Annotated in this window: 12 protein-coding genes; 3 read left to right on the top strand and 9 right to left on the bottom strand. The window is 44.6% G+C overall.

Features of this window, described 5'->3' with window-relative positions; genetic code table 11:
• The first annotated feature begins 5 nt into the window (after positions 1-5).
• Entirely contained in the window at positions 6-1,115 is a 1,110-nt protein-coding gene (locus ACRRSY_RS09160; protein ID WP_432463022.1) for a glycosyltransferase, read from the top strand.
• Here ACRRSY_RS09160 and ACRRSY_RS09155 read toward each other — a convergent pair.
• On the bottom strand, positions 1,112-2,665 hold the full coding sequence (locus ACRRSY_RS09155; protein ID WP_439033353.1) for a sulfatase-like hydrolase/transferase: 1,554 nt from the start codon (positions 2,663-2,665) through the stop codon (positions 1,112-1,114). The genes ACRRSY_RS09160 and ACRRSY_RS09155 overlap by 4 nt on opposite strands.
• A gap of 176 nt (positions 2,666-2,841) precedes the next feature.
• Between ACRRSY_RS09155 and ACRRSY_RS09150 the strand changes: the two genes are divergently transcribed.
• Positions 2,842-4,179 carry a radical SAM protein gene (locus ACRRSY_RS09150; protein WP_432463021.1) on the top strand — a complete coding sequence of 446 codons (1,338 nt, stop codon included), beginning with the start codon at positions 2,842-2,844 and terminating at the stop codon, positions 4,177-4,179.
• Between the two features lie 82 nt (positions 4,180-4,261).
• Positions 4,262-4,531 carry a radical SAM protein gene (locus ACRRSY_RS09145; RefSeq protein WP_432463020.1) on the top strand — a complete coding sequence of 90 codons (270 nt, stop codon included), beginning with the start codon at positions 4,262-4,264 and terminating at the stop codon, positions 4,529-4,531.
• A 399-nt stretch (positions 4,532-4,930) separates the two neighbouring features.
• Here the strand turns inward: ACRRSY_RS09145 and ACRRSY_RS09140 are convergent, their stop codons facing one another.
• Genes ACRRSY_RS09140 through pseI form a run of 8 tightly spaced genes read right to left on the bottom strand, consistent with a single transcriptional unit; the run spans position 4,931 to position 12,003 of the window.
• Entirely contained in the window at positions 4,931-6,082 is a 1,152-nt protein-coding gene (locus ACRRSY_RS09140; protein ID WP_432463019.1) for an acyl-CoA reductase, read from the bottom strand.
• Entirely contained in the window at positions 6,061-7,122 is a 1,062-nt protein-coding gene (locus ACRRSY_RS09135) for a LuxE/PaaK family acyltransferase (protein ID WP_432463018.1), read from the bottom strand. Before ACRRSY_RS09135 ends, ACRRSY_RS09140 begins: the two co-directional genes overlap by 22 nt.
• Complete coding sequence (locus ACRRSY_RS09130) at positions 7,119-8,468, bottom strand: AMP-binding protein (RefSeq protein WP_432463017.1); 1,350 nt, start codon at positions 8,466-8,468, stop codon at positions 7,119-7,121. Before ACRRSY_RS09130 ends, ACRRSY_RS09135 begins: the two co-directional genes overlap by 4 nt.
• Positions 8,465-9,205: an SDR family NAD(P)-dependent oxidoreductase gene (locus ACRRSY_RS09125; protein WP_432463016.1), complete on the bottom strand. Its 741-nt coding sequence runs from the start codon at positions 9,203-9,205 to the stop codon at positions 8,465-8,467. The genes ACRRSY_RS09130 and ACRRSY_RS09125 overlap by 4 nt, the downstream gene beginning before the upstream one ends.
• The gene (locus ACRRSY_RS09120; RefSeq protein ID WP_432463015.1) at positions 9,202-9,447 is read right to left on the bottom strand and encodes an acyl carrier protein; all 246 of its coding nucleotides are present in this window, start codon (positions 9,445-9,447) and stop codon (positions 9,202-9,204) included. Before ACRRSY_RS09120 ends, ACRRSY_RS09125 begins: the two co-directional genes overlap by 4 nt.
• 4 nt (positions 9,448-9,451) lie before the next feature.
• Positions 9,452-9,970 carry a GNAT family N-acetyltransferase gene (locus tag ACRRSY_RS09115; protein ID WP_432463014.1) on the bottom strand — a complete coding sequence of 173 codons (519 nt, stop codon included), beginning with the start codon at positions 9,968-9,970 and terminating at the stop codon, positions 9,452-9,454.
• Entirely contained in the window at positions 9,964-10,947 is a 984-nt protein-coding gene (pseG, locus tag ACRRSY_RS09110; protein ID WP_432463013.1) for a UDP-2,4-diacetamido-2,4,6-trideoxy-beta-L-altropyranose hydrolase, read from the bottom strand. Before pseG ends, ACRRSY_RS09115 begins: the two co-directional genes overlap by 7 nt.
• On the bottom strand, positions 10,948-12,003 hold the full coding sequence (gene pseI, locus ACRRSY_RS09105; protein ID WP_432463012.1) for a pseudaminic acid synthase: 1,056 nt from the start codon (positions 12,001-12,003) through the stop codon (positions 10,948-10,950).
• Positions 12,004-12,045 lie beyond the last annotated feature (42 nt).

Raw genomic sequence — 12,045 nt, 5'->3', positions numbered from 1 at the left:
TTACGATGAATAAGACAGACATTCTAATTACCATCGGCATTGCCGCCTACAACTGCCAGCGCTTTATTGGCGAAGCGCTAAAGAGTGCTCTACAGCAAAGCCATCAGAATCTAGAAATTTTGATCTATAACGATGCCAGTACCGATAATACCCAAAGCATTTTAAATAGCTATAACGACCCAAGAATTAGGGTAATTCAAGGCCTTCACAATCAAGGTGTGGCCCACGCTAGACAAACCATTAAACAGCAGGCGAAAGGCGAGTACCTGACGTGGTTAGATAGTGATGATGTATTCGACACCAAGCGTTTAAGCATATTATTAGAATGTGCCGAAACTAAGAGCTATGACTTAGTCATCGATAGCTACAACATCATCGATGAAAAAGGGCAGCGTCAAGCGCTGACAAAAAAAATCCCTAGCCATCTATCAGCAGATGCAAATTTCACTCGGCTATTTGAAAGAAATTTCATGCCAGCCCACCCGCTGATCAATAAAAATTGCTTTAGAAATGTCGACTATGATTTAAGCCTTAGGACTTCGGAGGACTATGACTATTGGCTAAAATGTAGTCTTGCTGGTTTCACTTTTAAACATTTAGACCAGCTACTAATGAACTATCGCATAACATCTGGCTCGTTGAGTTCCGATCCTTTAGCCAGTAGAGAAGCGACCTATAAAATACTAAACAAATATAAAGTCACTCACTTACTGGCTGTATATCAAAGCAGAAATATCGATCAAGCAACCCAGCACTATATGGCTTGTATGCAGCATATTTTTAGAAAAGAATTTTGTCTGGCTCTTAAATATGCAAAGCATCCTTGGCCTATAGAACCCGACAACGATCTCGACTTTTATCGTGGCAGTCTCTACCTTGCTTTAAACCAAGTAAAAACAGCTACACAACATTTAAAAGCTCATCTTAATAAATATCCAGACTCAGTAGCCGGATTGAATAACTTTGGGCTAGCACAAAAAAAACTTGGATTACCTGCGCAAGCATACTGGCAACAAGCCCTCGACATATTTCCGAACTATCAAGATGCCCAGCGAAATTTACAAGACCAGGATTCAATTACACTGTCACAAATACAATGTGAAAGACTCCGCTAAATCAAGACATTATCCCACCAAAGTGGAAGTTCTTCCTGAAGATTGTAAATATTAAAAACACGAGGCTGGCTGGAACACACATTTTTTAAACTGACATACATATCGTTTGCCAATACATGATGGCCAATTAATACGATGTCTGGAGCATACGACTGTTCGAATTCGGAGACATGAACAATTGGCAAGCCCAAAAACATCTCTCCTTGCCTTTGCCTATTTCCATCAATCACCGCTACAAATTGCTTACTTAAGGAGCTAGGGATTTGCTCAATAAATGTCTTTGAATGCTCAGATGCACCATAAATTGCGATATTAAACTTATTATCCATCCATTGCTTTTCTACAAACCCGATCTGTTGGCGCAGATGCTTTTTTGTCTGTTCATCAAAAAGGCCTGAAAAAGCAAATTTTCGCTGTCCTTTATAAATATTTGGCTTAGGCCAGCGATTCTTCTGTAGTAACCAGTCTTCAGGGTAATGCTTAACTGCTTGAGCCAAAAATTGCTTATTGTCGTTGACTTGCTGCTTTAGCAACTCTTTTAGTTTGCCGCCATCGCCTGAAGGTTTTAACAAGTTATCTTGTTCACGTGGGTCTTTGGCTAAGTTATACAGTTTTTCTCCATGAGTGGTGTAGCGAACATACTTCTCGCCATTACTTCGAATGCACATCGATGGAGCTAGCCCATCTGCTTTTTGAACGCCGCCGGTTTCGGCAAATGCATAAGGAATATTACACTTAAGATCTAATTTAATGCTTGGCCACAAACTACAACCTTGTACAGGAACAACTTGTAAGTTTAATGCATCAAGTAAAGTAGGAAGTACGTCTATTCCCCTAGTTAAAGTACTGAGTTTTTTTTGAGGGAACAATCCCGGCGCAATAAAACTACATACACTTTTTAAAGTCTGATCACTAAGAAAGCACCCTGCTGTTGGCTCTTCATCAAGATAAAACCGCCAATTGGGATCGAACGATTCTCTAAGTTGGCATCCATGGTCACTTAACACTACCACCACATCATTTTCATTAATCACCTGCGACCAAATAAGTTCAATCTCATCTGAAACCGAGTCAACTAAACCTTCATAATTTTCTCGAGTCATTTGTTCAGGAAAACCAAATGCGGGGTCATGCACCCCGTAAAAATGTAGATAAACAAAATTATGTGATGAGTGGGATAGATGCGTTTTAAGATTTTCAACTGAAAAAGTTTGTTGCTCAGTATAAAGGTGGTCAAAACCGTTAGGAATGACACTAATATGGCCTTGAGTCATACCGATGGTTTGATAGCCCTGACATTTAAACATCTCAGTCATACTAAAATGACGCGCTTGTTCAAACTCTTGGTGACAATTTTGGTAGTTCAACCCTGTCGTCCCACCGTAACAGCCACTAAAGATGCTATTCACACTAATACGGGTTGTACCAGCAGAACTAATAAAGTTGCTCAACCGAGTACCACTGCGTAACTTTCTCTCCAAAAAGTTAACGCTTTCCCTTTGATCGCAAAATCCTTTTACAGCATCCGCTCGAAGGGTATCAATAATCATTACAAACACATTTCTAGGTTCAGACAAGTAACAACCTCTCGCGAATAAAGAACAAATGGTAACTCCCTAACTTTATCGGTATCTACCATATAAACTTGAGTAGTCTAGTCAGTTAATGGTATAAAAACTGCTTGTAAATAAAAACGTTTTTTTGGCGGCTTAATAATGGCGCTTTCATGAACACGGATATACAAATGAAAACAATGTACTCAGCAAACGTTTCTCTTTGGCTAAATTGCAACCTACGCTGCACATACTGCTTTGCAAACCCAATTCAACCGCCAAAAGTTTGGCCATCAGAGCTTGAAGAACAATTACAAAAGATGGAAGCATTTTTCAACCGTACAGGAACATGGACCTTAGTGTTCAGTGGAGGTGAGCCCGCTATCTACCCAGGGTTTGCAGATTTCTGTGTCCGATTAGCAAATGCAGGCCATAAGGTGCAATTTTTTACTAATGGAACGGTGCCGTTATTTGACGTTTTTGACGACCAATCCATTCAATCCCTTGAGCGAGTATTGTTCTCATATCACCCTATTCATGAAAAAAACCAGCGTTTAGATAAGTTGTTTGACGATAATATTCGCTATTTACAAAGCAAGGGAGTGGCCACCTCTGGAAATTATGTTCTCTATCCCGATCGTGCGGATGATCCTAAAGCAATTAGAGAACGCTATGAAAATCTAAATGTCGATTTTCGATTCAGTGTCTTCCAAGGCGAATATCAAGATCAGATGTTTCCCTTTGATTATAGCGAACAAGAAAAAGCTGATTTTGCCGAAGTCGCAGATTTGCGCTCGCGTTATATGATGGAGCACGGCTACTACATCCCCACGTTCAAAGTATGCGAGGCTGGTCGTAAAACCTTTTATGTATCTCTGAGAACTGGCGGCGTTTACCTTTGCGAACAATTACAACAAAAGTCGCTGGCTAATATTTACTCCGAAACTTGTGCTGATGACTTTCAACAAAAGGTAAGCCCTAAACCGGTTATTTGCCCTGCCAAACGCTGCTCATGTCGACTCACTATTCCTCAAGAACAATTTCTGCAAGAAAACGATTTATGGGATCAATCGAAGTATCCAGAATGGGAACAAATATCTTTACCTAAACCAGAAGCCCTAAAAAAATGGGAAGGCGCAGAAAAAGCATTTACAGACGAGCTAAAAAGTAAAGTTAAGGGCAATGTAGTGTATCTTTGGGGAGGTGGTGTACATGCTTTAGTCTTAATGCGTCAGCTTGCTAGATGGAACTTCCCGATGGAAAAAATAGCAGGAATCATCGATACCAATCCATTGCGCCAGGGCCGAGAAATGTTAAATAAGCGAATTGTTAAGAAAGCGGTATTGAGCGACCCCGCTTTACCTAAATGTAGTGACATTATTATTTCGTCCAGAGCCTTTGAAAGTAATATTTTTGAGGAAATAGAGCTTAGCTTTGGAGAACAGTTCAATGTTATTCGCTTATATGACGGAAACTTTAAAAATCAATTTGAGTCAATAGAAGTTGAATAAACACTTGCAGATACAATTAGAAAAGAGGTTTAACCAATGTTGATGTATTCAGAACAAGAAGCAACAAATATCCATCGTAACGTTGATTTATTCAGAACAAGAAGCAACAAACATCCATCGTAACGTTGATTTTGAAGCTAACGCAACCCTATGGTTAAACTGCAATTTAAGATGTCCATATTGCTTTGCCAACCCTATAAGCCCGCCTAAAAAGTGGTCTACAGAGGTAGACAAGCAACTTTCAAAACTAAGTGATTTCCTCAATAAGACAGGGAAATGGTCTCTAAACTTTAGTGGTGGAGAGCCTACAATATACCCGCACTTCGCTAGTTTTTTGCCATTCTCTATATAAGAAAGGGCACAAAATTAAATTTATTAGTAATGGCATTAAGCCATTTAACGAAATATTCAATGTTGAATCTCCTGTATTTACTATACGAGAAAATTCTACTTTTGCATGGGATTAATTTTCGAGGGGATTACCGTACTAAATTTACTGAACAATTTAGCGAACAATTTAGCGAACAATTTAGCGAACAATTTAGCGAACAAGTATCAGATATACTGATCTCATCTAGAACATTCGAAAATGAAATTAAGCAGGATATTCAGCTTTATTTCAAAAATAGATTTAATGTAATTGGTCTCTATGACGGAACCATGTAATATCAGTTGGAAGCTAGCTGAGGTATATTTGACACATGTTTAACAAAGTGCTTCAAACGATCAGCTTTAAATAACATTTCGCTTATCACTCACCTTGCAGTTGCAGCAAATCCTGACCATCCCACAGCCATTCGTGTTGTAAGGCCTTTGATGGCCTTACATAGCGATCTGCTGGCAATAACTGAGGAAATTGCTGGCGCAAAGGCTCATCAGCCAGCATCACACAGGTTTGAGGTTTAGCGCTAAAGCTAAATTGGGCTAAATCCTTAGCATGCGGAAAGTGACAATACAAAAGATTACCATTTTCGGGCTTTAAGTGCGGTGGCATCGCTTTGGCCGGCAACTCTAGCCAATTCCAGGCTTGCACCTGCTCAACCTTTAAATCGGCTTGTTGAGCCGCCAGAAGCTGAAGTGTCAGCTCCTGCTCTATTGGATTCGGAAAGTCTGGCTGCTGCACCAGCAAGGCAGCACTGAGTTGCTGTTTGAAAGATGCCAATAACGATGCACTGCCCACGCTTAAGATTAATATCGGAGACGAACAGGCAAGCTGTTGGTAATTACTCACATCACTGGCTAGACCAGCAAGTTGCAGCTGCTGCGCTTGCCCCCCTAAAGCATGCCAATAATCTAAGTCCACTACCGCATAAGAGCGTCTATCGGCAAAACATAAGTCTCGGCAATCGGGCATGGTGGCATAGCGCTTAAACAGGGCCAGAGTGTGATCGCCTCCCCACAACAATCTCACCTTTGCCTGGGCACTCAATTCACGGTTAATTGAGTCATCATGTTGATACTGAATAAAACGTACTCGCTGAGCCACTATCGGGTGGAGTTTAAGACAAGCTTGCAATACAGCTAATAAGGCTTCTTGCTCTGCACTTAAGCGTGAATTTAAGCGCACCACCGAAGGACAGCCACTCAACAAGCTACTAATCCAAGAATACACCGCAACAGTTGTTACATTAGAAGGGCTTAAATGAAATGCTAAGCCTCGCCCTTGGCTGATCGCCCGCTGCAAACGTTGCTGCTGTTGAGCAATTGCAGCGGGGCGTAGAAAAAAGCCTAAACTGGCTAGATTGGGGTAAGGCTTAGCTTCGGCTAATAGCTGTTGCGATAAGCTTTTAACAAAGCTCAGGCTAGCCTCATCAAAGGCAGGAAAAGCTTGCTCACAAAACCCTTGCCAGCCTGTTTCACCCAATAGAAATTGCACACCGGCTACTGGAAGGTGTCGCTGCATCCTCGCACCTCCGTTTTTGGTAAACGCCCTAGCACTTCAAAATAACGACCTAAGCGGCCACAGGGGCAATCATCTTCCCCTAAAATTTGTCCCAGATCTTCGGTCAGTAAACTGTGTCCAGGGTAACTTTGCGGCAAAGCCGATAAGACTTGAATTAAGCCTTGTTGGCCGATGGGCACTACGCTCAAATCATCCAGCGAGCGAATCAGCACATCGGCGTACACCGGCGCATGCAAATGCCCGTGTTCGCATTCCACAAAAATACTGCCGGTTTGCTCTACCATGCCATAAAAGTTATGGATCTTAAGTTGCCCCAAGGTGGATGTTAATGTTTGATTGAAAGTAGCACGGTCAACCGCCTGAGCCTGCAGCTTCTTCCACCCGCCGCTGTGTAATACCACGCCTTGCTGAAAAGCCAAGTGTTTACCAAGGCTTTGACATGGCTTAATAAAATGCTGCCAAAGCATGAAAGTAAAACCAAAAATCAATACTGGCCCGGCTTGATGGCGCTGATAAAACGCCTCCACCTTAGGCCAATCAACTTGCATGTTTTCATCAAGTGCGTAGCAGTGATCAAACCCCAGAAATGAAAGGCCTTGCACCCCCGCGCCTCGTGCCGAGTACCCTTGCTTGTTCTTGGTTAGGCCATCGTGGTCGATAATCAGCATAGGCAGACGTTTAGGCCCCAACCACTGCTTCATAATATTAACTAATACTCGAGATTGCAGGCTGGCGGTGGCGCGGTCTAATACTACTTGCGAGACCACCTGCGAGGTGGTGCCCGACGAATGCATCAACTTGAACTCTTGCTCCCTCGTCACACTAGATAAACGTAGTTGTTTAAACAAACGCACCGCTAAGGGCAGTAGTTGAGCGTAATCTGCAGCTAAAATCGGCTGATGTTTGGCCTGTAAAATATTACGGTACTCTGGACAATGCACGTAATGGCGAGCACTTAACTGGTTTAAGCGTGCCAACAACAGGGCTTGTTTTTGCTTTTGGGGAAGCTGATACACAGGGGCTGCTAACAAATGCTTCATGCGCTTAAGCCCTTAAGTGCTTGGTAGTCAATTTTACCATTGGCTTGTTTGGGCAGGCTCGCGACACGATGAACATGGACTAAGCTCTGTGAAATATGCAAGTGTTGGCATGCGGCTCGCAGCTTATCGCTGCTAATTGGCTGGCTACTGACCAACTGCAAATAATCATCTTCACCAAAACAGGCCAAGTCTACTACAGCGAGTAAGTCCGATAGCTGCTGCTCTAACTGGTCGAGGTTAAAACGGTGACTACGCAGTTTAATCATCCGCTTAAGACGCCCGGTAATATAGAACAAACCATTACACCGCAGCGCTAAATCTCCGGTTAACAAGCGGCTTGGCCGCGCTGGCTGAGCTAAGTCTGTAGGGCTTTGCGCATAACCCAGCATCACGTTAGCGCCTTGATAACACAGCTCACCGATCTGTTCATCTTGTTGAATAATCAGCCCTGAGGGGTCAAGCAAGCTTAGCTGACCTCCGGGAATGGCTTGGCCAATGCTATCCGCTTTAGTGCTAGCAAGCTCTGCGGGTAAATAGGCGATTCTGGCGGTGGCCTCGGTTTGGCCATACATAATAAAAAAACGCTTTTGTTGCTGCTTGGCAAAGGCTGCCACTTGCTCGGCAAGGCCTCTATTCAAGCGCCCCCCAGCTTGGGTCAAGGTGCTTATAGAGCTTGGCAAGGCGCGCGCCAAGCCCATACGACACAGCATTTCATAAGAAAAGGGAACCCCAGCAAAGCTAGTGGCTTGCCACTGTTTAGCACGTTGCCACAGTTGTTTACTTAAAATATCGGGCTCACTCACCACCAAACTGGCTCCCGCCAAGAGATGAGAGTTTACAATAGATAGCCCGTAAGAATAGTTGAACGGCAAACTTGTTAAGCCCCGTTCTTCGGGGCCAATGTCTAAATATTCTCTTATTGCTTGAGCATTACTAACTAAGTTAGCGCGAGATAACATCACCAATTTAGCCTCGCCGGTACTGCCCGAGGTAGTGAGCAATACACTTAGCTCATCAGCCATTGGCAAGGCGCAGTGGCTTAGGCATTCAACATTTAATTGCTCGGCTGACGCAGTAATTTTTAGATTAACCTGAAATTGTTGCTCAAGTTGTGCGGAGTCTTGCTGCTCTGCCAATAAAATAACCGGGAAATCGGCTTGTAAGCAGGCAACATAGGCCACGAGTGCATTCACACTATTACTCAGTTTAAGCAGCACTAAAGGCCGCTTAAGGCCTGATTGGTGACGTAGGGTTTGCGCGAACGACTCAGTCCGCTCTAACAGTTGGGCATAAGTGATGGGCTGATCGGCATATAAAGCGATTTGCTCACTTGGCCGCAAGTTCATAAGGACAAACCACCGTCAACGGCAATAATTTGTCCATGCACATAACTCGCCTTAGCGCTGAGTAAAAAATTTACTACTTCAGCCACTTCTTCGGCTTGGCCAATGCGCTGCAAATCGCAATGGGCGATAGTTGTTTGGCGTTGCAACTCCGTTAAGCCCGCTAACAAATCGGTATCGATAATCCCCGGACGTACCGCGTTCACTCTAATACCTAATGGCCCTAACTCCCGCGCCAAAGACTTAGTTAAACCATCGACCGCCGCCTTACTGCTGGCATAAGCTGCTTGACCAGCCGCCCCTTGTTCTGCCACCGCTGAAGAAATATTCACGATGCTACCTTGCTTATTTCTTAACATTAAACGGCTGGCATATTGCGCCATTAACAAAGGGGCAATGCTATTAACTTGCAGCTGCTGTTCAATACTGCTGAGTCTGGTGGTCATCAAGGACTGGGGCTGCATGATGCCTGCCGCATTCACCAAACCTTGTAAACTAGCCTTTAGCTGAATAAATTTTACGAAGCTCTGTTTTACTTGCTCAGCGTCAGATAGTTCCACACTATAGTATTCAACCTGTCGGGCTCCTTTAGCCAAACACTGCTCCGCCACGGCGTGAAGTCGCTCGCTATTGCGCCCCAGCAAAAACAAACTAGCCCCAGTTGCAGCTAAACTAAGGGCGCAGGCTTGGCCTATGCCGCGGCTGGCACCGCTGATCATCACCCACCCTTGTTCACTCATTGGCTAAAATCAACGCCTAAGTTACTTAAGATTTGCTGACACTTTGCCACGCTGCTCATATCAATAATGTCGTCCATATCAAACATCACCTCAAAACAGCCTTCTAACTCGGCAATCAACAACATGTGCGCCGTAGAATCCCACTCGGGAATGCTGTTGTAACTAAGCTCATCGCTCACTTGTGAGGCCTCAAGCGCTAAGGCTTGTACATAGCAATTAATTAATTTTTCTTTATTGTTCATAATCTTATCTAATAAATCTAGCTAGGCGCACTCTGGCGCATTGATAATCTTCAGGGCTTAAATGCATTACTTGGTAGCCCGCTTGTTCACCCACAACTTGATAACCCAACTGTTGATTAAAACGCTGCGCCGCGTGGTTACTGCGCTTTACCTCGGCATGTAAGGCTTGGGCATTGAGCCGCTCAAAGGCGTAATCAATTTGGCACAGCGCCAATAAGAAACTCACCACACTACCTCGATAACGCTCTAAACCAACGTACAAGCCGGTTTCATAAATACCTGGCTGTAACAACTTAAGGTTGGCATAACCCATGGGCTGCTCTGCGTAGTAGGCAATAAAATGTTGTTCATCAACTTTCTTCGCTAAACTGGCAAACCACTGTTGCTGCTGCTGAGCACTGATCAAACTTTGGTCACGCATTTGCGAGCGAATATCGGGGTGATTACGCCATTCCCGCAGCAGTTCTATATGCTCGGCTTGAATACTATGTAAGGTGATATTTGCCGAAGAGTAGCTCAACACTCGCCATCCCCCTGCTCTATTGCCTGAATGACCCGCCTACCACCTTGGCCGTCCACCATCATTTTGGCTTGTTGATGCAACGTTAATAAATCTTGTTGGTTTATCGTCTGCCAAGCTACAGCCAACTTCTCTAGCGAAAAATTCTGGCGACAATCAAGGCCAATAAAGCCAGCATCTCGAGTAAAATCATTCACCGCATTAGTTTGATTATCGGCCACTTGGCAAATTACTGAAGGCACACCACAACAGGCGAGTTCAAATAAAGTGGAGCCAGCTGCCACCACCGCCATTTTGGCTTGTCCCATCAATTTCGCCATGTCAAAGGGCGACAAATTTTGATGAATGCTCACCGAGTAGTTGCCCAGTTCATCCACCAGCGCTCCCATGGCATCGGTCACCACCACATGAACATCGCTAAGGCCTTGTTGGCATAGGTAATCCACCACCGGCAGCGTAAGCTTTTTTACATCGCTTCCGCCAAAGCTGACTAAGCTCAAGCGACGCTGCTGATAAGCCACTTGCGCCCCTAAAAAATGCTGGTTTACCAAGGCATAATCATAACCACAAAGCCACTGCGCTTGAGGATAGTGTTGTTGGTAATAGGCTAAGTTGCGGCCACCCGCTGGGCTTAACACCCAATCGACAGCTAGCGGACAGGCTTGTTGCACATCATCCAATAACACCGTATAGCGGCTTAAGCCCTGATATAAAGCTAAATCAACAGCGCTAAGGTGATAACCATCGAGCAATAAACAATCCACCGACAACTGGGTGAGTTGCTGGCTTAGTTCGGCCTCTGTTGCTGCATGATAACAGCGAATACGCGGATCAAGCTGAAGCATTTGGCTTAGGGGGCTAAGGCTAATAAAGCTCACTTGATGAGCTCGCCTTAAGGCCTCAGCAGCCAAACTTAGGCAACGGCTAACATGACCAAAACCGATATGTGCATTTGCGTCACAACGAAACACCAGATGCATTTATGCAAGATGCTCCCAGCTTAAAGCCGTACCCGCAGGCAGCGCTTGACGGGCTTTTTTACCCAGTACCATATCCCAGTACTTTGGCGCTAAACCCTTGGCCGGGCGAACCACTTGAATGTTTTGCTCAGTAAAGGCTTCGCCGACAGCAATGGGCCGCTTTAAATAAATTGAACGCCGATAATATTTAGCCTGCTCTTCTGCTTCGCTGCCACCATAACAAACTCGCCCTAAAGCTTGCTGTGCCACTTTACTCGCCTCGCACAGAGCGCCTAGCTCTGCAGGTTCTAAAGAGAAAGCTGCATCCACTCCTCCAGCTTGACGGTCTAATACAAAGTGCTTTTCAATCACCGAGGCCCCTAAGGCGACACTGGCTACCGCGGCACCAATGCCTTGAGTATGATCAGAAAGCCCCACCACGCAATTAAAGCTTTGCTGCAAATGTGGCAGAGTACGCAGGTGACTATTGGCTGCACTAGCCGGATAAGTACTGGTACATTTAAGTAAAATAATTTGCTGATTCCCCTGCGCTTTCACCGTATTTACCGCCTCTTCAATCTCGGCCAAGGAAGCCATTCCTGTAGACAGGATCACCGGTTGTCCTTGCTGCGCCACATAGGCAATTAAAGGCAAGTCGGTAAGTTCAAACGAGGCGATTTTATAGCAGGGAACATTTAAGCTGGCTAACAGATCCACCGCCTGCTTATCGAAGGGAGAGCTAAACGCAATCAGCCCAAGGCTATGTGCATAACTAAACAGTTCGGCGTGCCACTCATAAGGGGTAGCCGCTTTTTGATAAAGCGCATGTAAGCGTTGCCCTTTCCATAGGCTGTCTTGTTCTTGGATCACAAAGTCTTCGTTATCACAATCCAGCGTCATACTATCGGCAGTATAGGACTGCAATTTAATCGCATCGGCCCCTGCCTGCGCGGCGGCAGCTATCATCTGCTTGGCTAAAGCAAGACTCTGTTGATGATTTCCAGATAATTCAGCGATAACGAAGGGGGGATAATTAACACCGATTTCTCGTCCGGCAATGGAGACCATTTGATCCATTAATACAGTCCAACCTAGTAACAAAAGCACGTTGACCGCTAT

The sequence above is a fragment of the Agarivorans sp. QJM3NY_33 genome (assembly GCF_050870865.2).
In the GTDB taxonomy this organism is placed as follows: Bacteria; Pseudomonadota; Gammaproteobacteria; order Enterobacterales; family Celerinatantimonadaceae; genus Agarivorans.
This window is presented reverse-complemented; position numbering and strand designations above follow the sequence as displayed.